The organism is Leclercia adecarboxylata, assembly GCF_023639785.1.
GTDB lineage: Bacteria > Pseudomonadota > Gammaproteobacteria > Enterobacterales > Enterobacteriaceae > Enterobacter > Enterobacter adecarboxylatus_D.
On record NZ_CP098325.1, the window covers coordinates 2,845,204 to 2,871,387 of the forward strand.

27 protein-coding genes are annotated in these 26,184 nt (G+C 56.8%); 12 read left to right on the top strand and 15 right to left on the bottom strand.

What is annotated here, in order from left to right:
* Nucleotides 1-73: 73 nt before the first annotated feature.
* From rsmF to NB069_RS13570, 3 genes are all read left to right on the top strand, one after another.
* The gene (rsmF, locus tag NB069_RS13560; RefSeq protein ID WP_250584331.1) at nt 74-1,516 is read left to right on the top strand and encodes a 16S rRNA (cytosine(1407)-C(5))-methyltransferase RsmF; all 1,443 of its coding nucleotides are present in this window, start codon (nt 74-76) and stop codon (nt 1,514-1,516) included.
* A gap of 103 nt (nt 1,517-1,619) precedes the next feature.
* Entirely contained in the window at nt 1,620-1,859 is a 240-nt protein-coding gene (locus NB069_RS13565) for a YebV family protein (RefSeq protein WP_250584333.1), read from the top strand.
* Nucleotides 1,860-1,963: 104 nt separating this feature from the next.
* On the top strand, nt 1,964-2,155 hold the full coding sequence (locus NB069_RS13570) for a YebW family protein (RefSeq protein ID WP_039030805.1): 192 nt from the start codon (nt 1,964-1,966) through the stop codon (nt 2,153-2,155).
* Here the strand turns inward: NB069_RS13570 and pphA are convergent, their stop codons facing one another.
* A complete protein-coding gene (gene pphA / locus NB069_RS13575; protein ID WP_250584335.1) occupies nt 2,156-2,800 on the bottom strand; it encodes a protein-serine/threonine phosphatase in 645 nt (214 codons plus the stop codon). It lies immediately after the preceding gene.
* A 176-nt stretch (nt 2,801-2,976) separates the two neighbouring features.
* Between pphA and NB069_RS13580 the strand changes: the two genes are divergently transcribed.
* A complete protein-coding gene (locus NB069_RS13580; protein WP_250584337.1) occupies nt 2,977-3,924 on the top strand; it encodes a VirK/YbjX family protein in 948 nt (315 codons plus the stop codon).
* 399 nt (nt 3,925-4,323) lie between these two features.
* Here NB069_RS13580 and NB069_RS13585 read toward each other — a convergent pair whose 3' ends face one another.
* Genes NB069_RS13585 through yobA form a run of 3 tightly spaced genes read right to left on the bottom strand, consistent with a single transcriptional unit; the run spans nt 4,324 to nt 5,925 of the window.
* The gene (locus tag NB069_RS13585) at nt 4,324-4,662 is read right to left on the bottom strand and encodes a YebY family protein (protein ID WP_250584339.1); all 339 of its coding nucleotides are present in this window, start codon (nt 4,660-4,662) and stop codon (nt 4,324-4,326) included.
* A gap of 14 nt (nt 4,663-4,676) precedes the next feature.
* Nucleotides 4,677-5,549, bottom strand: a complete 873-nt coding sequence (gene copD, locus NB069_RS13590) for a copper homeostasis membrane protein CopD (protein ID WP_250584341.1) — start codon at nt 5,547-5,549, stop codon at nt 4,677-4,679.
* Between the two features lies 1 nt (nt 5,550).
* Nucleotides 5,551-5,925, bottom strand: a complete 375-nt coding sequence (yobA, locus tag NB069_RS13595; RefSeq protein ID WP_250584343.1) for a CopC domain-containing protein YobA — start codon at nt 5,923-5,925, stop codon at nt 5,551-5,553.
* Nucleotides 5,926-6,060: 135 nt separating this feature from the next.
* Here yobA and NB069_RS13600 point away from each other — a divergent pair, with 135 nt between their 5' ends.
* The 3 genes from NB069_RS13600 to exoX all read left to right on the top strand — a co-directional run bounded on the left by NB069_RS13600 (nt 6,061) and on the right by exoX (nt 7,742).
* Nucleotides 6,061-6,291: a DNA polymerase III subunit theta gene (locus tag NB069_RS13600; protein ID WP_250584345.1), complete on the top strand. Its 231-nt coding sequence runs from the start codon at nt 6,061-6,063 to the stop codon at nt 6,289-6,291.
* 107 nt (nt 6,292-6,398) lie between these two features.
* Nucleotides 6,399-7,055 (top strand): nitrilase-related carbon-nitrogen hydrolase, encoded by a 657-nt coding sequence (locus NB069_RS13605; protein ID WP_250584347.1) that lies wholly within the window; start codon nt 6,399-6,401, stop codon nt 7,053-7,055.
* A gap of 24 nt (nt 7,056-7,079) precedes the next feature.
* Entirely contained in the window at nt 7,080-7,742 is a 663-nt protein-coding gene (exoX, locus tag NB069_RS13610) for an exodeoxyribonuclease X (protein ID WP_039030812.1), read from the top strand.
* On the opposite strand, the gene ptrB is transcribed toward exoX, so the two are convergent.
* The 3 genes from ptrB to yebF all read right to left on the bottom strand — a co-directional run bounded on the left by ptrB (nt 7,724) and on the right by yebF (nt 10,981).
* Nucleotides 7,724-9,805: an oligopeptidase B gene (ptrB, locus tag NB069_RS13615; RefSeq protein WP_250584349.1), complete on the bottom strand. Its 2,082-nt coding sequence runs from the start codon at nt 9,803-9,805 to the stop codon at nt 7,724-7,726. The genes exoX and ptrB overlap by 19 nt on opposite strands.
* 90 nt (nt 9,806-9,895) lie before the next feature.
* A complete protein-coding gene (locus tag NB069_RS13620) occupies nt 9,896-10,546 on the bottom strand; it encodes a tellurite resistance TerB family protein (RefSeq protein WP_250584351.1) in 651 nt (216 codons plus the stop codon).
* An 87-nt stretch (nt 10,547-10,633) separates the two neighbouring features.
* Nucleotides 10,634-10,981 (bottom strand): protein YebF, encoded by a 348-nt coding sequence (yebF, locus tag NB069_RS13625; RefSeq protein ID WP_250584353.1) that lies wholly within the window; start codon nt 10,979-10,981, stop codon nt 10,634-10,636.
* A 148-nt stretch (nt 10,982-11,129) separates the two neighbouring features.
* Here yebF and purT point away from each other — a divergent pair, with 148 nt between their 5' ends.
* A complete protein-coding gene (gene purT / locus NB069_RS13630; protein WP_250584355.1) occupies nt 11,130-12,308 on the top strand; it encodes a formate-dependent phosphoribosylglycinamide formyltransferase in 1,179 nt (392 codons plus the stop codon).
* A 69-nt stretch (nt 12,309-12,377) separates the two neighbouring features.
* On the opposite strand, the gene NB069_RS13635 is transcribed toward purT, so the two are convergent.
* The 3 genes from NB069_RS13635 to zwf form a co-directional block, all read right to left on the bottom strand.
* Nucleotides 12,378-13,019, bottom strand: coding sequence for a bifunctional 4-hydroxy-2-oxoglutarate aldolase/2-dehydro-3-deoxy-phosphogluconate aldolase (locus NB069_RS13635; protein ID WP_039030817.1), 642 nt, complete (start codon nt 13,017-13,019; stop codon nt 12,378-12,380).
* Nucleotides 13,020-13,058: 39 nt separating this feature from the next.
* Nucleotides 13,059-14,870, bottom strand: coding sequence for a phosphogluconate dehydratase (edd, locus tag NB069_RS13640; RefSeq protein WP_250584357.1), 1,812 nt, complete (start codon nt 14,868-14,870; stop codon nt 13,059-13,061).
* Nucleotides 14,871-15,103: 233 nt separating this feature from the next.
* Complete coding sequence (gene zwf / locus NB069_RS13645) at nt 15,104-16,579, bottom strand: glucose-6-phosphate dehydrogenase (RefSeq protein WP_250584360.1); 1,476 nt, start codon at nt 16,577-16,579, stop codon at nt 15,104-15,106.
* A gap of 312 nt (nt 16,580-16,891) precedes the next feature.
* On the opposite strand from zwf, the gene NB069_RS13650 reads away from it, so the two are divergent.
* Nucleotides 16,892-17,797 carry a MurR/RpiR family transcriptional regulator gene (locus NB069_RS13650; protein ID WP_250584362.1) on the top strand — a complete coding sequence of 302 codons (906 nt, stop codon included), beginning with the start codon at nt 16,892-16,894 and terminating at the stop codon, nt 17,795-17,797.
* A gap of 123 nt (nt 17,798-17,920) precedes the next feature.
* Nucleotides 17,921-19,363, top strand: coding sequence for a pyruvate kinase (gene pyk / locus NB069_RS13655; protein WP_250584364.1), 1,443 nt, complete (start codon nt 17,921-17,923; stop codon nt 19,361-19,363).
* Nucleotides 19,364-19,443: 80 nt separating this feature from the next.
* Here the strand turns inward: pyk and lpxM are convergent, their stop codons facing one another.
* The 3 genes from lpxM to znuA all read right to left on the bottom strand — a co-directional run bounded on the left by lpxM (nt 19,444) and on the right by znuA (nt 22,814).
* Nucleotides 19,444-20,415: a lauroyl-Kdo(2)-lipid IV(A) myristoyltransferase gene (gene lpxM / locus NB069_RS13660; RefSeq protein ID WP_250584366.1), complete on the bottom strand. Its 972-nt coding sequence runs from the start codon at nt 20,413-20,415 to the stop codon at nt 19,444-19,446.
* 116 nt (nt 20,416-20,531) lie between these two features.
* Complete coding sequence (gene mepM / locus NB069_RS13665) at nt 20,532-21,854, bottom strand: murein DD-endopeptidase MepM (RefSeq protein ID WP_250584368.1); 1,323 nt, start codon at nt 21,852-21,854, stop codon at nt 20,532-20,534.
* A 15-nt stretch (nt 21,855-21,869) separates the two neighbouring features.
* Nucleotides 21,870-22,814 carry a zinc ABC transporter substrate-binding protein ZnuA gene (znuA, locus tag NB069_RS13670; protein WP_250589517.1) on the bottom strand — a complete coding sequence of 315 codons (945 nt, stop codon included), beginning with the start codon at nt 22,812-22,814 and terminating at the stop codon, nt 21,870-21,872.
* Nucleotides 22,815-22,891: 77 nt separating this feature from the next.
* On the opposite strand from znuA, the gene znuC reads away from it, so the two are divergent.
* Nucleotides 22,892-23,647, top strand: coding sequence for a zinc ABC transporter ATP-binding protein ZnuC (gene znuC, locus NB069_RS13675; RefSeq protein ID WP_250584370.1), 756 nt, complete (start codon nt 22,892-22,894; stop codon nt 23,645-23,647).
* Nucleotides 23,644-24,429, top strand: coding sequence for a zinc ABC transporter permease subunit ZnuB (znuB, locus tag NB069_RS13680; protein ID WP_250584372.1), 786 nt, complete (start codon nt 23,644-23,646; stop codon nt 24,427-24,429). The genes znuC and znuB overlap by 4 nt, the downstream gene beginning before the upstream one ends.
* A 41-nt stretch (nt 24,430-24,470) precedes the next feature.
* Here znuB and ruvB read toward each other — a convergent pair whose 3' ends face one another.
* A complete protein-coding gene (gene ruvB, locus NB069_RS13685) occupies nt 24,471-25,481 on the bottom strand; it encodes a Holliday junction branch migration DNA helicase RuvB (protein WP_250584374.1) in 1,011 nt (336 codons plus the stop codon).
* Between the two features lie 8 nt (nt 25,482-25,489).
* On the bottom strand, nt 25,490-26,101 hold the full coding sequence (gene ruvA / locus NB069_RS13690) for a Holliday junction branch migration protein RuvA (protein WP_250584376.1): 612 nt from the start codon (nt 26,099-26,101) through the stop codon (nt 25,490-25,492).
* Nucleotides 26,102-26,184 lie beyond the last annotated feature (83 nt).

The following is a 26,184-nucleotide window of genomic DNA, read 5'->3' on the forward strand; positions in this document are numbered from 1 at the left end:
TTTCGCTCCGGTGTCAACCCACCGGAGCGTTTGTGGTACACTGCGCGCCTCTTTGACTCCCTGTGGTGCGCTCGTGTCTCAACGTTCCGTCTATCTACCAGAAGAATTTCTGGCTCAAATGCGCCAGGCCCTGCCTGATCCCCTTTCTCTCGATGCGTTCATCGCCGCGTGCCAGCGTCCGCTGCGCCGCAGCCTGCGCGTCAACACCCTGAAAATCAGCGTGGCGGATTTCCTTTCGCTTGTCGCCCCCTACAACTGGCAGCTGACGCCGGTGCCGTGGTGTGAAGAGGGATTCTGGATCGAGCGTGAGGACGAAGAGGCGCTGCCGCTGGGCAGCACCGCAGAACACCTGAGCGGGCTGTTTTACATTCAGGAAGCCAGCTCCATGCTGCCCGTTGCAGCGCTGTTTGCCGATGGCAACACCCCCGACCGGGTGATGGACGTGGCGGCCGCTCCCGGCTCCAAAACCACCCAGATTGCTGCGCGGATGAACAATCAGGGCGCGATCCTCGCCAATGAATTTTCTGCCAGCCGCGTGAAGGTGCTGCATGCGAATATCAGCCGCTGCGGGATCAGCAACGTGGCGTTAACCCATTTTGATGGCCGCGTGTTTGGCGCGGCCTTACCGGAAGCCTTCGATGCGATCCTGCTGGACGCCCCTTGCTCCGGCGAAGGGGTGGTACGCAAAGATCCTGACGCGCTCAAAAACTGGTCCGTCGCCAGCAATCTTGAGATCGCCGCCACCCAGCGCGAGCTTATCGACAGCGCCTTCCATGCCCTGCGCCCGGGCGGCACGCTGGTCTACTCTACCTGCACCCTGAACCGCGACGAAAACGAAGCCGTCTGCCTGTGGCTGAAAGAGCAGTATCCCGATGCCGTTGAATTCCTGCCGCTGAACGACCTGTTTGCCAGCGCCGATGAATGCGTCACGCCAGAAGGGTTCCTGCACGTGTTTCCGCACATCTATGACTGCGAAGGCTTCTTCGTGGCGCGCCTGCGTAAAACTGCCGCCATTGCGCCACTGCCCGCGCCAAAATTCAAGGTCGGTAACTTCCCGTTCACACCGCTCAAAACCCGTGAGGCCCAGCAGATCGCTACCGCAGCCAATCAGGTAGGCCTGCACTGGGATGACAGCCTGCGCCTGTGGCAGCGTGATAAAGAGGTGTGGTTATTCCCGACGGAGATTGAGCCACTTATCGGCAAGGTGCGTTTTTCTCGTGTCGGCATTCGCCTGGCGGAGACGCACAATAAAGGTTACCGCTGGCAGCATGAAGCGGTCATCGCCCTGGCAGGCGAGCACAACAACTTTGCACTAACCCAGGCAGAAGCGGAAGAGTGGTACCGTGGACGCGATGTCTGGCCGCAGGCAACCCCAACCGGAGATGATGCAGTTCTGACGTATCAGGGTTTTCCCGTAGGGCTGGCAAAAAAAGTGGGTTCGCGCCTGAAGAACAGCTACCCGCGCGAGCTGGTTCGCGATGGTCGCCTGTTTACCGGTAACGGTGAAGAGCGCTAAAAATAGCACTTTTTTACTGGCGCTTTTGCTCTCCATTGACCAGGCTGAAAAGTGGGCGACCATACTGGTCGTACCAGACCACAGCATGATACTGGAGAGCATTATGACGAAAACCAATGTGCGCATTGGCGCATTCGAAATCGATGATGCCGAGTTAAGCGGCGATACGCAGGGCGAGCGAACGTTAACTATCCCTTGTAAATCCGATCCCGACCTGTGCATGCAACTTGACGCCTGGGATGCAGATACCAGCGTCCCGGCTATTCTCGATGGAGAACACTCAGTCCTGTACCGTCAGCATTACGACCAAGGTTCCGATGCCTGGATCATGCGCCTTGCCTGATTCAGAGAGAACCCGCCCGCAGGCGGGTTATTTATTCCCAAAATCCCCGCTTCCCTGAATCATCCCCTACAATATCAATACGGTAGTAAATGCTGAGGGGCATGATGTACGCACTGGTATTATTTATCTGTTATCTGGACGCAGGCTGTGAAGATCTGGTGGTGGATGTGTATCGCACCGAACCCCAGTGCGAAGCATCGATGGACGACCAGCGTATCCGCCACGGCGGCTGCTATCCGGTTGAAGATTTTATCGACGGCTTCTGGCGCCCGGCGCAGGAGTATTCTGATCTGTAATCATTGCAGCTGCGCCAGCGTCAGGGTGCCGCCAAACACCGCCCCGGTATCGATATAGTGCAGATTCTGGCAGTCATAGCGTTCTCTGAGCGGCGTATGGCCGAACCAGAAGTGATCCGCCCCATCAATTCCCTTCTCGCTACCGTTCATCACTGCCTGCAGGCGATCCCGGTTCCACAGTATGGGCTGCTTCTCAACTGGCTTATCCCGTACATAGCGCGATGAGGGGTAATCAGCATGGGCAATCACATTAATACCGTTGGCGCAGTTGATTTCGATAATCCAGGGCAGCGTTTCACAGCGCCTGAACAACCCTATCGCCTGCTGCTGCTGTTCGCCTTTTAATTCCGCGAACCAGTCACCGCCATTCATCATCCACAGGCCAAATTGATTATTATGCAGGGCGTCCAGCGCCATCTGCTCATGGTTGCCGCGCACGGCATAAAACCACGCTTCATTGACTAATTGCAGGCATTTCACGCTGTCCGGGCCGCGATCGATTACATCGCCGACGCTAATAAGCAGATCCTCATACGGATTAAAATGCCGGTGCCTTAGCGCCTTTATAAGCATCTGATAACAGCCGTGAAGATCGCTTACCACCCAGACGTGCCGCCAGTTGTGACCATCAAGTTTGAGATACATAGCGCCTCCTCAGGATCAGTATAGCCCCTGCGAAGTACGGCAATAATAAGAGTGAAACCGCCGTTCGGAATAACCTCAATCGACGTTAAACAAAGCGGAAATAAAGGTTTAGCAGCTCTTAAATCAATATCCGATGGCCTTTAAGATAATTGCAGAATTATAAAGAGGTCTTCATCGTGTCAAATACTATCCTGCCTGTTGAGGTGTCATCAGCACACCGCTCTTCTGTAATCATAGCCCTGGCGAAGGGGGAACTGATGCCGGGTCCCCTTTGGCATAAACGTGATTACCGGCTGAAATTCTTCCTGCGCACGTTGCTGTTCTGGTCCTCCACTACCCGTATGCTGGAGACGCTCTCCCGGCGCGACGATTTTCCCCTGCTGCTGAAGGCGCAAAGCACCCTGCCGGTGAAAACCCAGCGTCAGTACCTGACCCGTGGATTAAGTGCAGGCGAACGGGCCGACGCCATTCTCCATCATTATGCCTGGGTTGACGCGCTCCCGAACGCCAGCCTGGCCCGGATCTTTACCAGCCCTACCCCGCAGGTGCTGTTGCAGTTCGCCACCAAAGACGACGCCAGCTACACCCTCTACGCCACCAGTGCGGTTAAGGCTGAACGCGAGGGCGAAACCACGCTCTGGCTACGTGCCGCGGATAATACCCTGCTGGCGAGCCTGACCTTCAGCGTGACCCAGGTAAACGGGCAAAGCGCGCTGGTGATTGGCGGCCTGCAGGGACCGCGCCGGAATGTGGGCAGGGAAACAATCAAGAATGCGACTCGCGCCTGTTATGGCCTGTTTCCGAAACGTATTCTGCTGGAAGCGATTTTTAATCTGGCAAAACAGTCAGGCATCAGTGCCCTTTATGGCGTCAGTGATGAAGGCCACGTTTTGCGCGCCCTGCGCTATCGCTTCAGTAAAGGACGTCATCTTCATGCCAGCTACGACGAATTCTGGCAATCCCTGGGCGCTACCCGCTGCGGGGCCTTCCGCTGGGCTCTGCCAGCAGGAATGGAGCGTAAATCACTGGAGAGTATTGCCAGTAAAAAACGCGCTGAATACCGCCGTCGTTTTCAACTGCTTGATGAGATTGAACTGGCCATCAGCCAGCGCTTTAGCCACTAATACCTGCTTTCACCGGTAACAGGCAAAAATTTAACACAACCGCTAAAAAGCGCTGGACTTTGGCCGGGCGGAGTGTGGTATGGTTTAACGAAGAACAGGGAATGTTGCCTGACTGTTAAAGTTCGCAACAGGAAAATGCGTTAACTTTCAACAGATAAAAAGAGACCGAATACGATTCCTGTATTCGGTCCAGGGAAATGGCTCTTGGGAGAGAGCCGTGCGCTAAAAGTTGGCATTAATGCAGGCTAAGTCGCCTTGCACTTTAAGAATAGATGACGACGCCAGGTTTTCCAGTCCGCAACAAAAGTGGCCTGAAAAAAAGCGTTAGCCTGTCCTTAAATACAAAAACCGCAATGCTTCCGAAGAGAAGCCTGCGGTTTTTTTATTGGAAGCGGGAAGCTAGCAGAGCGTACTGGCGCGCTCGATAAACGGCGCCAGGCTCATCTTCTGCCCCGGGTTTGCCGGGTCATCAATCTGGATAATCGCGATCGGCTGGCCGTTGCTCTTACCGCTGTCGACCTGCTGCTGCGCTACCTCGTTCAGGGGATACTGCACCAGGGTGCTGGGATTAATGGCATACAGCGCATGGCCCGGACGGCAGGTCAGCATCACCTCTTCCCGGTTGAACGCCCATTTGTCTTTGCCCACTTCAAACCGGCTGACGGTGATCACCTGCGGTGCTGCCAGTGCCGTGCCGGAACAGGCCAGCAATATTAGAGAAAGTACTGTTTTTTTCATTGTGTTCCACCTCGTCAGAAGGGTTCCCAGGTCGCGAACAGGCTGACTGTTGCCAGAACCAGCGCCCCCAGCACAACCTCAGTCTGTGTCATCCTGATAAAATACCGTTGCGCACGTCCGTCGTCAGAACGAAACCGCGGCACCAGAACATACCGATTCACCAGGGCAATTACCACCATCATTGCCACCAGCGCACATTTCAACAACAGCATACGTCCCCAGGCGGAGTGCCACGGCAGCATCCAGCCCTGGATCAGCAGCGTATTCATCACCCCGGTGAACACGACGCCCGCCACCGCCAGATGGCCGTAGCGAGAGAATCGCATCATGGTGTGGATGGCGGCACGCTGCCTGCGTCCGCGGGACAGCCGCAGGCAAAAGAGCAGCGGCAACAGGCCACCCACCCAGCCTGCGGCACATAAAAGATGCAGACCATGATTGCTGCGCTGGAACAGGCCCGTGACGCCATCGTGCATCGCCGCGTGTCCGGTTCCTGCCATCAGGAAAAACTGCGCGGCGGTGAACAGCAGGATCAACGGCATCGCTTTTCCCGGCTGCAGCCAGGCTACCCAGAGGGTGATCAGGGCCAGGATCATCTCCCACAGCCAGACCCGACCAAACTGGGTCGTCAGCACCGCCTGCAAGGTGGACGGGCTGACCACGTCTGGCCAGCCGTTGCCCATCATTCCGCCCTGTAGCGCCAGCATCATCAGCGCGGCGAAAAGGCTCAGGAGCGCGACCATTTTTTGCTGTTCGCGAAAACGACGCGCCAGCAAACGCCGCAGCGAAACGGGCGCCAGCCATGCCCCGTACAGCGCATTGCCAAACAGCACCATCAGGGCGGCAAAATGGGCGAAGCGCAGCGTGACGTAGCAGAACGCCAGCATCTTATTTCACGCTAAAACGGTAGCTGCCCCCGGTCTTATGACCATCCACGGAGACGACGTGCCAGTCGACCTTGTAGTTCCCTGGCGTCAGCGGAGCGGCCATCGGCACAATCATCTGGGTCGGGTCCTTCTCGTTGCGTTTTACTGCCCCGAGCGCAACCGGCTGCTGTTTATCATCCGTGACGGTTACGCCGCTGAACCGGGGCTCGATGCCCTCAGAGAAATTGAGCGTCAGCGCCTGTGGCGCCGCGTCAACGGCGGCATCGGCAGCGGGATACTGGTGCTGCAGATGGGCATGAGCAAAGACAACCGGCGTTGCAAGCGTGGAGAGCAGCAGCGTGAGGGCGCTGAGCGAGCGGGAAAGGCGTAGTGTCATCACATATATTCCTTTTTGTTATGCCTGATTGTCAGAGGATAACTCTGTATAATGATCCAGTCGAGGATCATCCTGTCCGGGCTTGTCAACGCCCCGGCGTTTGGGTAACGTTGCCGGCAAATGAAGGAGACGGTTATGCATATTAATCTCGCCACCCTCCCCCAGGAGGAGATGGACAAAGTGAATATCGATTTGGCCGCCGCAGGCGTGGCATTCAAAGAGCGCTATAACATGCCGGTGATCGCCGAGGTGGTTGAGCGTGAGCAGCCTTCGCATCTGCGCGACTGGTTTCGTGAGCGTCTGATTGCCCATCGATTAGCCTCCGTCAACCTCTCGCGCCTGCCGTGGGAGCCGAAAGTTAAGTAAACTTACCCACAGTTACAGTTCCTTACACTGTTTATGCCAGGATAAAAACCCCTGATACATTCAGGGGCTTTATGAATCTCTGCGACTCCGTGTATAAGGAAATCACGATGTCCCACTGGAATATTGCTGCCGCACAGTACCGTGCAAATCACCATTGTGTTGATGACCACATCACGCACCACCTCCGTTTTATTACCGCCGCCGCTCGCCAGCAGTGCAATTTAGTGCTCTTTCCGGAGCTGTCATTAACCGGCCCGACCCTCCCCGATGGCCAGCTTCCTGCCCCGCCCGACGGCCAGCAGCTGACGCCACTTATTGATGCCGCCCATACCTACAACGTCTCGGTCATTGCCGGGATCACCCTGGAGACCGGCGGGAAACGCCAGCCCGGCGTGGCCTGGTTTACCCCTAACCAGCCTAAGGCCAGGTTCTACCCCCATGGGGCCGGCGCCTGCCTGGAGAGCCGCTTTGGCGGCCTGAGTATCGTTGATTCTCAACCCGATCACCCCAATATTGCGTCTGATGCCGCCCTGTTCACCCGCGGTATGGCGGTGAGTGAAACCGGCTGGTCTGCCACCTTTTCACAGCTACAGCGTTTTGCCCATCGCTATGCTATCGCCGTCCTGATGGCGAACCGCGACGGCGGCAGCGCTCTGTGGGATGCGAAAGGACAATTAATCGTCCGCGCCGATCGTGGCGAGCTGTTATTGACCGGGCGCTTTGTTGAGCAGGGTTGGCAAGGTGATATCATTCCATTACGCTAAACCTTTTACGGCCAGGAGAGAGCCATGCTACGTGTCATCGACACCGAAACCTGTGACCTGCAGGGGGGCATTGTGGAAGTCGCCTCTGTCGACGTTGTGAACGGGCAGATCGTCAATCCACGCAGCCATCTTGTCCGTCCGGATCGTCCTATCAGCCCGCAGGCGATGGCTATCCATCGCATTACCGAGGCGATGGTCGCTGACAAACCCTGGATTGAAGAGGTGATCCCGCACTACCACGGTAGCCCCTGGTATGTGGCGCATAACGCCAGCTTCGATCGCCGCGTGCTGCCCGAGATGCCCGGAGAGTGGATCTGCACCATGAAGCTGGCGCGGCGCTTATGGCCGGGGATCAAATACAGCAATATGGCGCTCTATAAGTCGCGCAAACTCAGCGTGAGAACGCCGGAAGGGCTGCATCACCACCGGGCCCTGTACGACTGCTATATTACCGCCGCATTGCTCATCGACATCATGAACACCACCGGCTGGACCCCGGACGAGATGGCCGACATCACCGGACGACCGGCGCTGCTGACCACCTTTACCTTCGGGAAATACCGTGGCAAAGCGGTGGCAGAAATCGCGGATAAAGATCCGGGCTATCTCCGCTGGCTGTATAACAACCTCGAGCGGATGAGCCCGGAGTTGCGTCTGACGCTGAAACACTACCTGGGGGGATCCTGATCCACCTCTGCCGCCTGGCTTGTTAAGGTCTCCTGAGCCAGGCCAACCAGGAACGCGTACTCCAGGGCCACCCCTTCATAGGATTTGAAGCGCCCGGACTTCCCACCGTGCCCGGCATCCATATCGGTGCAGAGCAGCAGTAAATTGTCGTCGGTCTTCATTTCCCGCAGCTTCGCCACCCATTTCGCCGGCTCCCAGTACTGCACCTGGGAGTCATGCAAACCGGTGGTCACCAGCATGTGGGGATAAGCCTTCTCCCCGACGTTGTCATAGGGACTGTAATCTTTCATGTAGCGATAGTAGGTCTCGTCCTGCGGATTGCCCCACTCTTCGTACTCCCCGATGGTCAGCGGGATAGATTCGTCCAGCATGGTAGTCAGGACATCCACAAAGGGGACCTGGGCTATCACCCCTTTGAACAGTCCGGGACGCTCGTTAATCACGGTGCCCATCAGCATTCCGCCCGCGCTGCCGCCCATGGCAAAGCACTGGCTCCGATCGCCATAACCCAGCCCCAGCAGCCCCTCGCAGACGTCGAGGTAGTCGTTGAAGGTGTTTTTCTTTTTCAGGAACTTGCCGTCTTCGTACCATTTTTGTCCCAACTCCCCCCCGCCGCGGATATGGGCGATAGCGAAGACAAACCCGCGGTCAAGCAGGCTTAAGCGGCTGCCGCTGAAATCCGCGTCGATGCTGGAGCCGTACGAGCCGTAGCCGTAGATGAGGATCGGGTTTTTGCCCTTGCGGAAATGGTGCTTGTGGTAGACCAGCGAGACGGGCACTTCGGTGCCGTCCCGGGCGACAATCCACACGTGCTCGCTGCGATAAAGTTCGGCATTAAACCCTTTCACCTCGGCCTGCTTCAGCACCCGGCGCTGACCGGTGTCCATATCCAGCTCAAACAGGGTGTCCGGGGTGGTCATGGAGGAGTAGCCATAGCGCAGGCGGGAGGTTTCCGGTTCAGGATTGTAGCCAATCCAGGTCACGTAGGCGGGATCGTCGAAGGCAATACCAATCACTTCCCGGGTTTTACGGTTGATCTGCCGCAGGCTGGTGAGCCCGCGCTGGCGCTCTTCCACCACCAGCCAGTCCGTAAAGAGCGTGAATCCTTCGAGCATGACCTGATCCCGCGGCGGGATCAGCACCTCCCACTTGCGTTCATCGCGGACCTTGGTTTTATAGAGGCCAAAGTTTTTCCCCTCCCGGTTGGAGCGCAAATAGAAGGTGTGCTGGAAGTGATCGAGACTGTACTCATGATCCTTACGCCGCGGCATAAAGCACAGCGGTTGAGCGTCGGGCAGTTCGGCATCCAGCAGCAGCACCTCGGTGGTGGTGGCGCTGGCCAGGAAGATAATCACATAGTGCTTAGAGGTGGTCTTATGCAGGCTGACGTAAAAGGTTTCGTCTTTCTCCTCATACACCAGTTCGTCGCTCTTCGACGAGGTACCCACCGTGTGCCGCCACACCTGAAAAGGGTGCAGGGTGGTGGCGTGCTTTTTAATGTAGTAGACCGTTTCAGAGTCGTTGGCCCAGATGAAGTCCGGGGAGACGTTATCAAGCATCTCCGGATACCAGTTCCCGTTCTCAAGATTACGAAAACGTAAGCCGTACTGTCGCCGCGAGAGATAATCTTCGGCGAGCGCCATAGTGGCATTATCCGGGGATACCGCCATTCCGCCCAGGGTATAAAACTCGCTGTGCGCTGCACGCTGGTTAGCATCCAGCAGCGTCTCCCACTCCTCCCACTCGGCGCAGAGTACCGACTGGCGCTGATAGATGGCGTATTCGTTACCGGGTTCATAAACGTGGCGGTAACGATAGCCATTTCGACTCCAGGGGGCGGAGACATCACGCTGCGGGACGCGCTCCACCATTTCAGCGAGCAGGCGATCCTGCAGCGCCTGCTGCGTCGCCATGACCCGGCGGCCATAGTCGTTTTCCGCGTGGAGGTAGTCCAGCACCTCCGGCTGCGAGCGGCTATCGTCGCGCAACCAGTAATAGTTGTCGATGCGCGTATCACCGTGCGCGGTGAGAGCGTGCGGTATGCGTTGGGCTTTAGGTGGCATGGCGTTATGATTCTTTTACGTTTAACACCCTATAAGGTTGGCAAAACATGCGCACGATGCAAGCGAAACGGTACCCGCAGGGGTAAAAAACTAGCCGGGTAACGCTTGTTTTTGCTGGCGAATATCCTGCTCAATCCCTTCCCGTACGTCCGCCGGGATTTTCAGCGCATCGCCCAGCGCATTGAGATAGCTGCGCTCCATAAAGTGATCGATATCGATTGCTGCACAGCTCAGGAAGTAGAGTTCCAGCGCCTCCTCTTCGTTCTGGATCCCCTGGGCCAGACGCGCAGGATCGAGAGGTTGTTCGATGGCGCGCGCCACCAGCGCCCTGCCCTGCTCCTCCACGCCTGCTTCCCGCATCTGCTGTTCAATGGCAGCCCGCTCCTGGTCATCGATATGGCCGTCACTTTTCGCGGCGAAAACCAGCGCCAGGATCAGTCTTTCGGTGCGCACGTCCAGCGGCGAGGCCTGCTGGCCAAACTGCGGCTCGTCCTGATGCGCGCTGCGGATCCTGTCTTTGTACTTGTTCCACAGCACGGTACCGGCAATGGCACCCCCGCCGGCAAGCAGGGCGCCTGTGCCGTATTTGCTGAGTAATTTGCGCGAGGATTTATTCGCCACCAGCAGCCCGGCCAGGCCGCCAAGCGCGCCCGGCGTCAGCATTTTGCTTAAGCCCTCACCGGACGATGACGACCTTTTCTGCCCGAGCAGAGACTGTAGTTGATTCAACCAGTTTGACATGTTTACCCTCACTAAACGGTGGAAGAATTTCTCAGCGTAAGCGAGGGGATGTCAGGAAATGTCTGCATCAGCAAAAGAAGCGAAAATTCACCTCTTCGACGACAGATACTGCGCCTTGCCCGCTTTACAGTCGATCTTCACCTGATAGTGAATATCGGTATTCTTGCCGCGCACCGTCAGCGGTACCGTCCAGCTGTCGCTCTCCCCTTTCACCTGCTTAGGGTTGATCCAGGCTACCGGGTCGGCCTGGCCCAGCGTTTTCTGATCGTCCGCCCAGCGCACAATGCGGTTTTGCAGATAATCCCGCTTCACGCTGGCGGCAATCCCTTCGGCATCCTGACCTTCACAGGTCGGGAATTTCACGGTTTTTTCGTCTGCTGCATGGGCCGTCAGGCTGGCGGCCAGCAGTGCTATTGCTACCCCTGTTTTGTTCATCACGCTCTCCTGTTTTGGTTCAACAAAAGCATGGTCGAAAAACGCTGCGATGCAAATAACCGCCTGTCTACCTGATGGGTTTTCGCAACACAAGACAGACGCAAACGTTTTCGTTTATACTGCGCGCAACTTTTTCAGGGGAATTGTTATGACTCGTTTAGGAACTGCGCTGCGTCCGGCAGCGACGCGTGTGATGCTGCTCGGCTCGGGCGAACTGGGCAAAGAGGTGGCCATTGAGTGCCAGCGTTTAGGGGTTGAAGTGATCGCCGTTGACCGCTATGCCGATGCCCCGGCGATGCACGTTGCTCACCGCTCACACGTCATTAATATGCTTGATGGCGATGCCCTGCGCGCCCTGATTGTTAAAGAAAAACCGCACTTCGTCGTGCCGGAAATCGAAGCCATCGCTACCGACACCCTGCTGGCGCTGGAAGCCGAAGGCCAGCGCGTGGTGCCCTGCGCCCGCGCCGCAAAGTTGACCATGAACCGGGAAGGTATTCGTCGCCTGGCGGCGGAAGAGCTGTCCCTGCCCACCTCAAGCTACCGTTTCGCCGACAGCAAAGCCGATTTTTTGCAGGCCGTCGCCGAAATTGGCTACCCGTGCATCATTAAGCCGGTGATGAGTTCCTCCGGCAAAGGGCAGAGCTTTGTGCGCAGCGCCGAACAGCTGGATAAGGCCTGGGATTACGCCCAACAGGGTGGCCGCGCCGGAGCCGGACGCGTGATTGTCGAGGGCGTGGTGAAGTTCGATTTTGAGATCACCCTCCTGACCGTCAGCGCCGTTGATGGCGTCCATTTCTGCGATCCGATTGGTCATCGCCAGGAAGATGGCGACTACCGTGAATCCTGGCAGCCGCAGCAGATGAGCCCGCTGGCCCGGGAACGCGCCGAGGAGATCTCCCGCAAAGTGGTGCTGGCCCTGGGCGGCCACGGCCTGTTTGGCGTGGAGCTGTTCGTCTGCGGCGACGAGGTGATTTTCAGCGAAGTCTCCCCGCGCCCGCACGACACCGGCATGGTGACCTTAATCTCGCAGGATCTCTCTGAGTTTGCCCTGCACGTTCGCGCTTTCCTCGGCCTGCCGGTAGGCGGCGTGCGTCAGTACGGCCCGGCGGCGTCGGCGGTGATCCTGCCCCAGCTCACCAGCCAGAACGTGACCTTCGATAACGTCGATGCCGCCGTGGGCGCTGGCCTGCAGCTGCGTCTGTTTGGTAAGCCTGAGATCGAAGGCTCGCGTCGCCTGGGCGTGGCGCTGGCGACGGGCGACAGCGTGGAAGTCGCTGTTGAACGGGCAAAAAATGCCGCCGCCAGCGTGCAGGTTGCAGGATAAAAAAACGGGCCGAAGGGCCCGTTTTTATTGGCGTAGGCCGGGTAAGCGCAGCGCCACCCGGCAAAAACCTTACTGCTGCGCGCCTTCTACCGCTTCGCGTGCCAGCTTAGTGATGCGATCCCAGTCGCCCGCTTCCATTGCGTCCGCCGGAACCAGCCAGGAGCCACCGATGCACAGCACGCTCTTCAGCGCCAGGTAGTCGCGGTAGTTTGCCGGAGAGATACCGCCCGTCGGGCAGAAACGTACGTTAGCGAAAGGACCTGCGATAGCCTGCAGCGCTTTGGTGCCGCCGTTGGCTTCCGCCGGGAAGAATTTAAACTCCTGCAGGCCGTAGTCCAGACCCAGCATCAGCTCAGACACGGTGCTGATGCCCGGGATCAGCGGGATGGAGCCTTCGGTAGCGGCTTTCAGCAGAGGCTCGGTCAGGCCAGGGCTGATGGCGAACTGCGCACCGGCTTCGGTCACTTCAGCCAGCTGCTGCGGGTTCAGCACGGTGCCAGCACCGATGATGGCTTCCGGCACTTCTTTGGCGATGGCGCGAATGGCATCCATTGCACAGGCAGTACGCAGCGTGACTTCCAGTACGCGTACACCGCCCGCAACCAGCGCTTTCGCCATCGGGACTGCGTGTTCCAGCTTATTAATCACGATAACCGGCACTACCGGGCCAGTTTTCAGGATTGCTTCTGCACTTGTATTCCAGTTTTTCATCAGAGTTTTTCTCTCGCCAGATCGATAATTCTTGTCGTCTTAAAACGTAATACAGGTCGCGCCCTGTTCTGCACCCGAGAGGTTCTCGCGTAACGCGCTGAACATTTCGCGTCCCGTTCCCACGCGCGATGCGCTCAGGTCAGGAATATGCGGCTTACGTGCGGCCAGTACCGCCTCATCCACCAGTAAGGTCAACTCGCCTGTCTGACCGTTAACGCGAATGATATCGCCATCGTACACTTTCGCCAGCAGTCCACCGTCGTATGCTTCCGGGGTGACGTGAATGGCGGAAGGCACTTTACCCGATGCACCGGAGAGGCGTCCATCGGTAACCAACGCAATTTTGAAACGGCGGTCCAATAATACACCAAGTGGCGGCATTAGTTTATGTAATTCTGGCATTCCGTTCGCTTTGGGTCCCTGATGACGGACAACAACAACGCAATCTTTGTCCAGCAGACCGGCTTCAAACGCCGGCAGCACGTCATGCTGGCTTTCGAAAACAACCGCCGGGGCTTCAATAACCTGATTTTCCACCGGCACCGCAGACGTCTTCATCACCGCCCGGCCCAGGTTGCCGTTCAGCACTTTGGTGCCGCCGTGGTGGGAGAATGGCTTGTCGAAGGAGGCGATCACGCTGTCGTCCAGCGAGGCCTGCGCCCCTTCGCGCCAGTCCAGCTCGCCCTCGTTCAGCCACGGCTCTAAGGTGTAGCGTTTCAGGCCGAAACCGGCCACGGTGTTGACATCTTCATGCAGCAGGCCGCCTTTCATCAGCTCGCGCATCAGCACCGGAACGCCGCCCGCAGCCTGGAAATGGTTAATATCGGCCGGGCCATTCGGGTACAGACGGGTCATCAGCGGCACCACTTCAGACAGATCGGAGAAATCATCCCAGTTGATCAGAATGCCTGCCGCACGCGCCATCGCCACCATATGCATGGTGTGGTTAGTGGAGCCGCCGGTCGCCAGCAGAGCCACGATGCCATTCACGACCACTTTCTCGTCCACCATTTTTCCAAGCGGCATCCACTCGTTGCCGTTACCGGTCAGACGAGTGACCTGACGGGCAGCAGCGGCGGTCAGCGCTTCGCGCAGCGGGGCGTCAGGATGGACAAATGACGAACCTGGCAGCTGCATCCCCATAAACTCCACCACCATCTGGTTAGTGTTGGCGGTACCGTAGAAAGTACAGGTTCCCGGGGCATGGTAGGACGCCGCTTCGGACTCGAGCAGCGCCATACGATCCACTTTGCCTTCGGCATAGAGTTGGCGAATACGCACTTTCTCTTTATTAGCAAGGCCGCTCGCCATCGGGCCTGACGGCACAAAGAGCGCAGGCAGATGACCAAACGACAGCGCCGCCATCGTCAGACCCGGGACAATCTTGTCGCAGACGCCGAGATAGAGCGCGCCGTCAAACATGTTATGGGACAGGCCAACCGCCGTGGACATGGCGATCACTTCACGGCTCAGCAGCGACAGCTCCATCCCGTCCTGGCCCTGGGTTACGCCGTCACACATGGCCGGCACGCCGCCCGCCACCTGGCCAACTGCATTCGCCTGGTGCAATGCTTTACGAATGATGTCCGGGTAGGTTTCGTACGGCTGGTGCGCCGAGAGCATGTCGTTGTAGGAGGTGATGATGGCGATATTGTTACGCAGCATGCTTTTCAGCGAGGCTTTATCTTCAGGCTGACAGGCAGCAAAACCGTGCGCCAGATTACCGCAGGCCAGCTGCGAACGATGAACCGTGTCGGACTTCGCCTGCTGGATGCGAGCGAGGTAGGCAGAACGGGTCGGTTTTGAACGCTCAACGATGCGTTGTGTTACCCGTAACAATGTCGAATTCATAGAAGCTCCTGTCATTTATCTGTCCGCGCTCTGGAATTAACAAAGTGTTTAGCAGGTAGTAACATCGCTGAAACGCTTGATTGCCGGAGCTCTGGGGCAAAATCGCTCCGGGCAGTGTAATAAAAAAAGCTCCGGGTGGAAATGCACCCGGAGCTTAAATGATTAATTATTGTGCGCTGGCCTGAGCCAGATCATGTTACCGGTAAAATACCCCGTAGGGATTAACGGTAACCTTACTCAAACTCGTTCCAGGAACGACCATCACGGGTGATCATTGCCACCGAGGCAACCGGTCCCCAGGTGCCCGCCTGATACGGTTTCGGCGCATCCTGATCCGCCGCCCAGGCTTCAGTGATAGAGTCGACCCACTTCCACGCCTCTTCTACTTCGTCACGGCGGACGAACAGCGCCTGAATACCGCGCATGGTTTCCAGCAGCAGACGTTCATAAGCATCCGCCAGATGCGTCTGGTTGAAGGTTTCGGAGTAGCTCAGATCCAGTTTAGTGGTCTGCAGGTTGTGCTTATGATCCAGCCCCGGCACCTTGTTCAGCACCTGAATGTCCACGCCTTCGTCCGGCTGCAGACGGATGGTCAGCTTGTTCTGCGGCAGCTCCTGCCAGGACTCTTTGAACAGGTTCAGTTCCGGGTTTTTGAAGTAGACCACGACTTCAGAGCATTTAGCAGGCAAACGTTTACCGGTACGCAGGTAGAACGGAACGCCCGCCCAGCGCCAGTCGTCAATATCCACGCGGATCGCCACAAACGTCTCGGTATTACTGGATTTATTCGCGCCCTCTTCTTCCAGATAGCCCGGAACTTTTTTGCCCTGGGCAAAGCCGGCGGTGTACTGGCCGCGGACCGTTTTCTCGCGCACGTTGGAGCGATCGATACGGCGCAGGGACTTCAGTACTTTTACTTTCGCGTCGCGGATGCTGTCCGCGCTAAGATCCGACGGCGGAGACATGGCAATCATGCAGAGAACCTGCAGCAGGTGGTTCTGGATCATATCGCGCATCTGACCGGCCTGGTCGAAGTAGCCCCAGCGCCCTTCAATACCCACCTCTTCCGCCACCGTGATCTCAACATGATCGATGGTGCGGTTATCCCAGTTATTCACAAACAGGGAGTTGGCAAAGCGCAGCGCCAGCAGGTTCAGTACCGTCTCTTTACCGAGATAGTGGTCGATACGGTAAACCTGGCACTCTTCAAAGTATTCCCCGACCTGATCGTTGATTTCCCGGGAGGTCGCAAGGGAGGTGCCCAGCGGCTTTTCCATCACCACGCGCGCTGGCTTGGCGTTCAGGTTCGCTTCACCCAGCCCTTTGCAGATGGCGCCGAAGGTGCTTGGCGGCATGGCGAAGTAGTTAATGGTGACGCGATTCTTTTGATCGAGCATTGCGCTCAGGTTGGCAAATGCCGACGTGTCGTTAACGTCGAGGTTGCAGAAATCGAGACGTCCGCTCAGCTTATCCCACAAACTTTCATCGATTTTCTCTTTCATGAAAGTTTCCAGTGCTTCACGCACGACTTCGGTATACGCGTCCTTATCCCAGTCCGCACGGCCCACGCCCAGGATGCGGGTATCCGGGTGAATTTGACCCGCTTTTTCCAGTTGATACAGGGAAGGCAGCAATTTACGGCGTGCAAGATCGCCTTTCGCGCCGAAAATGACCAGGTCACATGCCTGGGCTGTTTGCGTTACCGCCATGTCATTCTCCTCAGTTGGATATCCTGGTGCTTTTGCCAGAATATCGTTGTAATTTTATTACATGCACTGTACTGCTTTTACGTCATTACCGAAACCATTTGCGCTTATCCTCCCGTGCGATAACGCGATATTTCGCCCGGGGCGCGAACAGGCTCGGTCATGGCGGTCAAAATTTATTCTTCCAGGCCGTTGCTAAAATCCGACAGCGATCAAGTAATGAAAAAAAACAACAACATTTTTTCCATGGACTGACCCTTTCGGCAGATCACAGGCGTATATTCTTGCTAATTCGTATCGCGATTTCACCCATTTATGAAATCGCTTCCACCGATGAGCGCCGTGTTAAAAATGAACATGCTGGAAAAAATCCAGTTTCAACTGGAACACCTTAGCAAATCCGAGCGAAAAGTGGCTGAAGTAATTCTCGCCGCGCCTGCTCAGGCCATTCATTCCAGCATTGCCGCCCTGGCGCAGGAGTCCGGGGTGAGCGAACCCACCGTCAACCGGTTCTGCCGCAGCATGGAGACGCGTGGATTCCCTGATTTTAAACTGCATCTGGCGCAAAGTCTGGCGAACGGTACCCCTTATGTGAACCGTAACGTCGATGAAGACGACAGCGTGGAGGCTTATACGGGCAAGATTTTCGAATCTGCCATGGCAACGCTGGATCAGGTGCGTCAGTCGCTGGATATGACGTCTGTTAACCGCGCTGTCGATCTGCTGACTCAGGCAAAGAAAATTGCTTTCTTTGGCCTCGGCTCATCCGCCGCGGTCGCCCACGATGCGATGAACAAGTTTTTCCGCTTTAACGTCCCGGTTATCTATTCCGACGACATCGTGCTGCAACGCATGAGCTGTATGAATTGTAACGAAGATGACGTGGTGGTCCTGATATCCCATACTGGCCGTACCAAAAGTCTGGTAGAACTGGCCCAACTGGCGCGTGAAAACGATGCCATGGTCATCGCACTTACCACCACAGGTACGCCACTGGCGCGTGAAGCGACTCTGGCGATCACCCTCGACGTGCCGGAAGACACCGATATCTATATGCCGATGGTGTCACGCCTGGCGCAGCTCACCGTCATCGACGTGCTGGCCACCGGTTTTACCCTGCGCCGCGGGGCGAAATTCAGAGATAACTTGAAGCGCGTCAAGGAAGCGCTCAAGGAATCGCGTTTTGATAAAGAATTGTTCATAAAGAGCGATGTTCCCTGATCGTTAACGACTAAGTTGTTTCTTTTTTCGGCATTCGGTAAGTTTCCAGTTGCTATCAAGACGGACAACGTGCCGAATCATTGTTCACGCAACACCAGGTTGTTTCACACAACGGAGTATTACATGTCCAGAAGGCTTCGCAGAACCAAGATCGTTACCACCTTAGGCCCGGCTACTGACCGCGATAATAACCTCGAGAAAATCATCGCCGCAGGCGCCAACGTAGTGCGTATGAACTTCTCTCACGGTACGCCGGAAGATCATAAATTACGTGCAGACAAGGTCCGTGAGATCGCGGCAAAACTGGGACGTCATGTTGCTATCCTCGGTGATCTGCAGGGTCCTAAGATCCGTGTTTCCACCTTTAAAGAAGGCAAAGTTTTTCTCAATATCGGGGATAAGTTCCTGCTCGATGCCAACCTGAGCAAAGGTGAAGGCGATAAAGAGAAAGTCGGTATCGACTACAAAGGGCTCCCTGCTGACGTGGTACCGGGCGATATCCTGCTGCTCGACGACGGCCGCGTTCAGCTGAAAGTGCTGGAAGTGAATGGCATGAAGGTGTTTACCGAAGTGACCGTTGGCGGCCCGCTCTCTAACAACAAAGGCATTAACAAGCTGGGTGGCGGCCTTTCTGCCGAAGCCCTGACCGAAAAAGACAAAGCTGACATCATCACCGCCGCAGAAATCGGCGTGGATTATCTGGCCGTCTCCTTCCCGCGCTGCGGCGAAGATCTGAACTATGCCCGCCGCCTGGCGCGCGATGCAGGCTGTGATGCCAAAATCGTTGCCAAAGTGGAGCGTGCGGAAGCGGTCTGCAGTCAGGATGCGATGGATGACATCATCCTGGCTTCCGACGTGGTGATGGTTGCCCGTGGTGACCTGGGCGTTGAAATTGGCGACCCGGAACTGGTCGGGATCCAGAAGGCGCTGATCCGCCGTGCGCGTCAGCTTAACCGCTCTGTGATCACCGCGACCCAGATGATGGAATCGATGATCACTAACCCTATGCCGACCCGTGCTGAAGTCATGGACGTGGCGAACGCCGTGCTCGACGGCACCGATGCCGTGATGCTGTCAGCTGAAACCGCTGCAGGTCAGTATCCGGCAGAGACCGTGGCCGCGATGGCGCGTGTCTGCCTGGGTGCCGAGAAGATCCCAAGCATCAACGTCTCTAAACACCGTCTGGACGTACAGTTCGACAACGTGGAAGAGGCGATTGCGATGTCCGCCATGTATGCGGCGAACCACCTGAAGGGCGTTACCGCCATCATCACCATGACCGAATCCGGCCGTACCGCGCTGATGACCTCCCGTATCAGTTCCGGCCTGCCGATCTTTGCCATGTCACGTCATGAGCGCACCCTGAACCTGACCGCCCTGTACCGTGGCGTGACGCCGGTGTTCTTCGACAGCAATAATGACGGCGTAGCCGCGGCAAACGACGCCGTGAACCTGCTGCGCGACAAAGGCTACCTGGTTTCCGGTGATATCGTTATCGTGACCCAGGGTGATGTCATGAGCACCATTGGTTCGACCAACACCACCCGCGTGATGACCGTCGAATAATCCGAGGGTTGTGCCGGGTGGCGCTGCGCTTACCCGGTCTGGGTGACTCTTCCCTCTCCCCTTTCGGGAGAGGGGGACTTTTATTTCTTCGGATACAGCTCTTTGCGCTTGTATGGCTCTTTCTCGCCGGGCTTGCGCGTCTTCAGCAGCTTCAGGATCCAGGTGTACTGCTCCGCATGGGGGCCTACCAGGATCTCCACCTCTTCGTTCATCCGGCGCGCGATTGTATTGTCATCAGCGGTGAGCAAGTCATCCATTGGCGGACGCACTTCAATCGTCAGGCGGTGGGTTTTGCCATCATAAATCGGGAATAACGGGATCACCCGCGCCTGGCATACCTTCATCAGCCGGCCAATGGCAGGCAGGGTCGCCTTATAGGTGGCAAAGAAATCGACAAACTCACTGTGTTCAGGCCCGTGGTCCTGATCCGGCAGATAATAGCCCCAGTAGCCCTGGCGAACGGACTTAATAAAAGGTTTGATGCCGTCGTTACGGGCATGCAGGCGGCCGCCAAAGCGACGACGTACCGTATTCCACACGTAATCGAAGACCTTATTCCCCTGATTGTGGAACATCGCCGCCATTTTCTGCCCCTGCGAGGCCATCAGCATCGCCGGAATGTCCACGCCCCAGCCGTGCGGCACCAGGAAGATCACTTTTTCGTCGTTGCGACGCATCTCCTCGATGATCTCCAGCCCTTTCCAGTCAACGCGGCTGATGATTTTTTCCGGCCCGCGTAAAGCCAGTTCCCCCATCATCGCCATCGCCTGTGGCGCGGTGGTGAACATCTCATCAATGATGGCCTCACGCTCTGCCTCGCTCTTTTCCGGGAAGCAGTAAAAGAGGTTTATCTGCGCGCGACGGCGGGCGCTTTTACCCAGCTTTCCCGCCAGACGCCCGACTTTGCCGAGGAGCGGATCGCGTACGGATGCCGGGAGCATCGCAATCCCCGCAAAGGCATAGACACCCAGCCAGGCGCCCCAGAAGCGCGGATGACGAAAGGATTTCTCAAATTCCGGAATATATTCACTGTTGTTTTTTTGGGTTTCCATGCTTTTTCCAGGGCGGGTGATGCTTAAAAGAGTGATGCGTTAGTTTAGCGAGGCCATGCGCAAGGCACAAAAGAAAAAGCCGGTGCAGTTACGCACCGGCTTGTATCACTGCAGAATTAATCCAGCGTCAGCTGCGGAATAACCTCTTTGACCTGCGCCAGATAATCGGTGCGGTCTTTACCGGTCAGCCCTTCAGTACGCGGCAGCTTGGCCGTTAACGGGTTGACCGCCTGCTGGTTGATCCATACTTCATAATGGAGGTGCGGGCCGGTAGAGCGTCCGGTATTACCAGAGAGCGCAATACGGTCGCCACGTTTCACTTTCTGGCCCGGCTTCACCAGCAGCTTACGCAGGTGCATATAGCGGGTGGTATAGGTGCGCCCGTGACGGATGGCAACATAATAGCCTGCAGCGCCGCTGCGTTTTGCCATCACCACTTCGCCGTCACCGACAGCCAGCACTGGCGTACCCTGAGGCATGGCGAAGTCCACACCACGGTGCGGGGCAACGCGACCGGTAACCGGGTTCAGACGACGCGGGTTAAAGTTCGAAGAGACACGGAACTGTTTTGAGGTCGGGAAGCGCAAGAAGCCTTTTGCCAGGCCCGTACCGTTACGATCGTAGAATTTGCCGTCTTCAGCGCGGATGGCGTAATAATCTTTACCATCAGAACGCAAACGAACCCCCAGCAACTGGCTCTGCTCGCGCTTGCCGTCGAGCATTTCGCGGGACATCAGCACCGAGTACGAATCGCCTTTTTTCAGCTTACGGAAGTCCATCTGCCACTGCATCGCTTTAATGACTGAACTAATTTCACCGCTGGTGAGCCCCGCGTCACGGGCACTGGCAACGAAGCTGCCACCGCTCAACTTACCTTTGATAGCGCTGTTAACCCAGTCGCCCTGCTGCATTTCGCTGCTCATCTTGAAACCGTTTTCAACGCGATCGTAGGTGCGGGTTTCACGACGGGAGACTTCCCAGGTCAGGCGCTGCAGGTCGCCGTTATCGGTGAGGGTCCAGGAGAGCTGTTGGCCAATTTTCAGGTTTCGCAGATCTTTATCAGAGGCGGCAAGCCGGCTGATTTCGCTCATATCGATACCGTACTGATTCAGCACGCTGCTTAAGGTATCGCCCGTTGACACAACATATTCGTGCACACCCACTTCGGCTTCGGTTTTTTCGTCCAGCTCATCCTGAGGAATGGCTTCTTCTTCCTGTGGCGCCTGATCGATAGGCTCACTGGCTTCCGGCAGCAGCGAGCGGATTTCATTCTTTTCCAGCTCGATGGTCCTGATAACCGGTGCGGAATTAGGGTGGTAGACAAAGGGTCGCCAGACGGCGACCGCTAAGGTGAGAACTGTAAGCGACCCCAGCATGACGCGGTGGGGCCGGGGCAGATTGTTAAATGCCAGGGCGACAGAGCGGGCTATCTGTTGCACGTAATCACTTCCTCGTTAATCTCCTTTCAGGCAGCTCGCATACTGGTTCGCCAGTTGGCTGAGGAACTGCGAATAGCTCGCTTTGCTCAACTGGATAGAGGTTCCCAGTGGGTCAAGGGTGCCCATACGCACGGACGTACCCCTTGCCACGGCTTCAACGACCGCTGGCCTGAACTGTGGCTCAGCAAAAACGCAGGTCGCTTTTTGCTCAACCAACTGTGTTCTGATTTCATGTAAACGCTGCGCACCAGGTTGAATTTCCGGATTCACGGTGAAGTGGCCAAGCGGCGTAAGACCGTAGTGTTTTTCGTAATAGCCATAGGCATCATGAAAAACGAAATATCCTTTACCTTTCAATGGTGCGAGCTCGGTACCCACCTGCTTGTCGGTTGCGGCAAGTTGTGCCTCAAAATCCTTCAGGTTGGCGTCTAGTTTGGCTCGACTTTGCGGCATAAGTTCCACTAATTTTTCGTGGATTGCAACCGCCGAAAGCCGCGCTATTTCTGGTGACAGCCAAAGGTGCATATTGTAATCACCATGATGGTGATGCTCGTCACCTTTTTCCGCGCTACCATGATCATGATCGTGGTCGTGATCGTCGTCATCGTCCCCTTTCATGAGAAGCGGTTTCACGCCTGCAAGGTCAGAGATGTTAACCTGTTTAGACTCGGGCAACTGATTCGCCGACTTCTGCATGAAGGCTTCCATATCCGGGCCGATCCATACAACTAAGTCCGCGTTTTGTAAGCGTTTTACATCGGAAGGACGCAGAGAGTAGTCATGTTCTGACGCGCCATCAGGCAGTAAAACCTGGGTTTCAGTGACCCCATCTGCGATAGCGGATGCGATAAAACCGAGCGGTTTAAGCGAAGCGACTACGGCGGCGTTAACATCTTGTGCTGTTGAACCCCAAAGTGCAGCGGATAGTGCTGCGAAAAGAAGCGTATTTTTCTGTAACATAATGCGACTTATCATCGTAATGAACGTGTGGAATGTGATATTATAACATTCGATGACTTCTGCAAGCATAAATTGACATGACGAATCTGGTATCTCTCGAAAATATTTCGGTTTCATTTGGTCAGCGCCGCGTCCTCTCTGACATTTCGCTGAATCTGAAACCTGGCAAAATTTTGACCCTTCTCGGTCCAAACGGTGCGGGTAAGTCCACGCTGGTGCGGGTCGTACTGGGCCTGGTAGCACCGGACTCGGGCCTGATCAAGCGTGACCGGCAGCTGCGCATAGGCTATGTGCCTCAAAAGCTGCATCTGGACGCCACGCTGCCGCTGACCGTCAGCCGCTTCCTGCGACTTCGCCCCGATACGCGTAAAGAAGATATTCTTCCGGCGCTTAAGCGTGTGCAGGCGGGGCATCTTATTGACGCGCCTCTGCAAAAGCTATCCGGTGGCGAAACCCAGCGCGTGCTGTTAGCCCGTGCTCTGCTGAATAAGCCGCAGCTGCTGGTGCTCGACGAACCGACTCAGGGGGTGGATGTCAACGGACAGGTTGCGCTGTATGACCTGATCGACCAGCTGCGTAAAGAGCTGGACTGCGCCGTCCTGATGGTCTCCCACGACCTGCATCTGGTGATGGCCAAAACGGACGAAGTGCTCTGCCTGAACCACCATATCTGCTGTTCCGGCACGCCGGAGGTGGTTTCCATGCATCCGGAATTTATCTCGATGTTTGGCCCACGCGGCGCTGAACAGCTGGGCATTTATCGCCACCATCACAACCACCGCCATGATTTGCAGGGACGGATTGTCCTTCGCCGGGGAAACGGTAACTCATGATTGAACTCTTACTGCCCGGCTGGCTGGCCGGGATGATGCTCGCCTGCGCGGCGGGTCCACTGGGCTCGTTTGTCGTCTGGCGCCGGATGTCCTACTTTGGCGATACGCTGGCGCACGCCTCTCTGCTGGGCGTCGCCTTTGGTTTACTGCTGGATGTGAATCCTTTTTACGCGGTGATTGCGGTGACCCTGCTGCTCGCGGCAGGTCTGGTGTGGCTGGAAAAACGCCCGCACCTGGCGGTGGATACCCTGCTTGGGATCATGGCCCACAGCGCCCTGTCGCTGGGTCTGGTGGTGGTGAGCCTGATGTCCAATATTCGCGTGGATTTAATGGCCTATCTGTTTGGCGATCTGCTGGCGGTCACGCCGGACGACCTGATCGCCATCGCCATCGGGGTAATGATTGTCCTGGCTATTCTGCTCTGGCAGTGGCGCAGCCTGCTGGCGATGACCATTAGCCCGGATTTAGCCTTTGTTGATGGCGTGAAGCTGCAGCGCGTAAAACTGCTCCTGATGCTGGTTACCGCGTTGACTATTGGCGTGGCGATGAAGTTTGTCGGGGCGTTGATCATCACCTCCCTGCTGATTATCCCCGCTGCTACCGCGCGTCGTTTTGCCCGTACGCCGGAACAAATGGCCGGTGTGGCCGTGGGTGTGGGGATGATTGCGGTGACTGGCGGATTAACCTTCTCGGCGTTTTATGACACCCCAGCCGGGCCGTCCGTGGTGCTGTGTGCGGCTACGCTGTTTATCTTCAGCATGATGAAGAAGCCTGCCAGTTAATTCATTTTTCCCCTCTCCCACAGGGAGAGGGGAAAGGGTGATTACGGCATCTGCGGCGGCGTAATGCCAAAGTGATCCCAGGCTCTTACCGTCGCCATGCGCCCGCGCGGCGTACGCTGTAAAAAGCCCTGCTGGATCAGATACGGCTCCAGCACATCCTCGATGGTTTCCCGCTCTTCGCCAATCGCCGCCGCCAGGTTATCCAGCCCGACCGGCCCGCCAAAGAATTTATCCAGCACCGCCAGCAGCAGCTTGCGGTCCATATAATCAAAACCTTCGGCATCGACGTTCAGCATATCCAGCGCCTGGGCAGCGATATCCAGCGAAATGGTGCCGTCGTGTTTCACTTCGGCAAAATCACGCACCCTGCGCAGCAGGCGGTTGGCGATACGCGGCGTGCCGCGGGAACGCTTCGCCACTTCGAAGGCCCCCTCCTCGCTCATATCCAGCCCCATGTAGCGCGCGCTGCGACTCACAATGTGCTGGAGATCGGGCACCTGATAAAACTCAAGGCGCTGGACGATGCCGAAACGATCGCGCAGCGGCGAGGTTAACGACCCCGCGCGGGTGGTGGCGCCAATCAGCGTGAAAGGCGGCAGATCGATTTTAATCGAACGCGCGGCCGGGCCTTCGCCAATCATGATATCCAGCTGGTAGTCTTCCATCGCCGGATAGAGCACCTCTTCCACCACCGGCGACAGGCGGTGAATCTCATCGATAAACAGCACGTCGTGGGGTTCAAGGTTGGTCAGCATCGCCGCCAGGTCGCCCGCCTTTTCCAGCACCGGGCCGGAGGTAGTGCGCAGGTTCACGCCCATCTCGTTGGCGACAATATTGGCAAGCGTGGTTTTTCCGAGTCCCGGCGGGCCGAAAATCAGCAGGTGGTCGAGGGCATCGCCGCGAAGTTTCGCCGCCTGGATGAAGATCTCCATCTGCGAGCGCACTTGCGGCTGGCCAATATACTCATCAAGCAGCTTCGGGCGGATCGCCCTGTCCACCAGATCTTCTGCCTGAACGTTGCCTGCCGAGACCAGACGGTCTGCTTCAATCATCCTTTACCTCACAATGCGGCGCGAAGCGCTTCACGAATCAGGGTTTCACTGGTAGCGTCCGGTTTAGCCACTTTGCTGACCATCCGGCTCGCTTCCTGAGGTTTATAGCCCAGCGCCACCAGCGCGGCAACCGCTTCCTGTTCCGCATCGTCTGTGGCCGGGCCCGACGGCGAAGTCAGCACCAGGTCGGCTGCAGGGGTAAACAGATCGCCATGCAGACCTTTGAAGCGGTCTTTCATCTCGACAATCAGGCGCTCGGCCGTTTTCTTACCGATGCCCGGGAGTTTAATCAGGGCGGCGGGATCTTCGCGCTCAACGGCGTTAACAAACTGCGGAGCCGACATTCCGGAGAGGATCGCCAGCGCCAGTTTTGGCCCCACGCCGTTGGTTTTAATCAGCTCTTTAAAAAGAGTACGCTCCTGCTTGTTGTTAAAGCCAAACAGCAGTTGAGCATCTTCACGCACCACGAAGTGGGTGAAGACAATCGCTTCCTTGCCCGCGTCCGGTAACTCATAGAAGCAGGTCATCGGCATATGCACTTCATAGCCTACGCCTGCGGCTTCCAGCAGCACTATCGGGGGTTGTTTTTCTAAGATGATGCCTCTGAGTCTGCCTATCACGTGACGCTCCTGCGTTAAGGGCTAAAAGTTACCGCTGCCATAATAAAAAAAGGCTGGATAAACATCCAGCCTGATTTCACACA

What these genes read in the sequence shown, in the direction of transcription:
- znuC (WP_250584370.1), top strand. Translation starts at nt 22,892, where the DNA reads ATGACGAATCTGGTATCTCTCGAAAATATTTCGGTTTCATTTGGTCAG.
- NB069_RS13565 (WP_250584333.1), top strand. Translation starts at nt 1,620, where the DNA reads ATGACGAAAACCAATGTGCGCATTGGCGCATTCGAAATCGATGATGCC.
- yobA (WP_250584343.1), bottom strand. Translation starts at nt 5,925, where the DNA reads ATGACACTACGCCTTTCCCGCTCGCTCAGCGCCCTCACGCTGCTGCTC.
- znuB (WP_250584372.1), top strand. Translation starts at nt 23,644, where the DNA reads ATGATTGAACTCTTACTGCCCGGCTGGCTGGCCGGGATGATGCTCGCC.
- pyk (WP_250584364.1), top strand. Translation starts at nt 17,921, where the DNA reads ATGTCCAGAAGGCTTCGCAGAACCAAGATCGTTACCACCTTAGGCCCG.
- pphA (WP_250584335.1), bottom strand. Translation starts at nt 2,800, where the DNA reads ATGTATCTCAAACTTGATGGTCACAACTGGCGGCACGTCTGGGTGGTA.
- zwf (WP_250584360.1), bottom strand. Translation starts at nt 16,579, where the DNA reads ATGGCGGTAACGCAAACAGCCCAGGCATGTGACCTGGTCATTTTCGGC.
- ptrB (WP_250584349.1), bottom strand. Translation starts at nt 9,805, where the DNA reads ATGCCACCTAAAGCCCAACGCATACCGCACGCTCTCACCGCGCACGGT.
- znuA (WP_250589517.1), bottom strand. Translation starts at nt 22,814, where the DNA reads ATGTTACAGAAAAATACGCTTCTTTTCGCAGCACTATCCGCTGCACTT.
- NB069_RS13605 (WP_250584347.1), top strand. Translation starts at nt 6,399, where the DNA reads ATGTCCCACTGGAATATTGCTGCCGCACAGTACCGTGCAAATCACCAT.
- lpxM (WP_250584366.1), bottom strand. Translation starts at nt 20,415, where the DNA reads ATGGAAACCCAAAAAAACAACAGTGAATATATTCCGGAATTTGAGAAA.
- exoX (WP_039030812.1), top strand. Translation starts at nt 7,080, where the DNA reads ATGCTACGTGTCATCGACACCGAAACCTGTGACCTGCAGGGGGGCATT.
- NB069_RS13620 (WP_250584351.1), bottom strand. Translation starts at nt 10,546, where the DNA reads ATGTCAAACTGGTTGAATCAACTACAGTCTCTGCTCGGGCAGAAAAGG.
- edd (WP_250584357.1), bottom strand. Translation starts at nt 14,870, where the DNA reads ATGAATTCGACATTGTTACGGGTAACACAACGCATCGTTGAGCGTTCA.
- NB069_RS13585 (WP_250584339.1), bottom strand. Translation starts at nt 4,662, where the DNA reads ATGAAAAAAACAGTACTTTCTCTAATATTGCTGGCCTGTTCCGGCACG.
- NB069_RS13600 (WP_250584345.1), top strand. Translation starts at nt 6,061, where the DNA reads ATGCATATTAATCTCGCCACCCTCCCCCAGGAGGAGATGGACAAAGTG.
- copD (WP_250584341.1), bottom strand. Translation starts at nt 5,549, where the DNA reads ATGCTGGCGTTCTGCTACGTCACGCTGCGCTTCGCCCATTTTGCCGCC.
- purT (WP_250584355.1), top strand. Translation starts at nt 11,130, where the DNA reads ATGACTCGTTTAGGAACTGCGCTGCGTCCGGCAGCGACGCGTGTGATG.
- NB069_RS13650 (WP_250584362.1), top strand. Translation starts at nt 16,892, where the DNA reads ATGAAATCGCTTCCACCGATGAGCGCCGTGTTAAAAATGAACATGCTG.
- NB069_RS13570 (WP_039030805.1), top strand. Translation starts at nt 1,964, where the DNA reads ATGTACGCACTGGTATTATTTATCTGTTATCTGGACGCAGGCTGTGAA.
- ruvB (WP_250584374.1), bottom strand. Translation starts at nt 25,481, where the DNA reads ATGATTGAAGCAGACCGTCTGGTCTCGGCAGGCAACGTTCAGGCAGAA.
- yebF (WP_250584353.1), bottom strand. Translation starts at nt 10,981, where the DNA reads ATGAACAAAACAGGGGTAGCAATAGCACTGCTGGCCGCCAGCCTGACG.
- NB069_RS13635 (WP_039030817.1), bottom strand. Translation starts at nt 13,019, where the DNA reads ATGAAAAACTGGAATACAAGTGCAGAAGCAATCCTGAAAACTGGCCCG.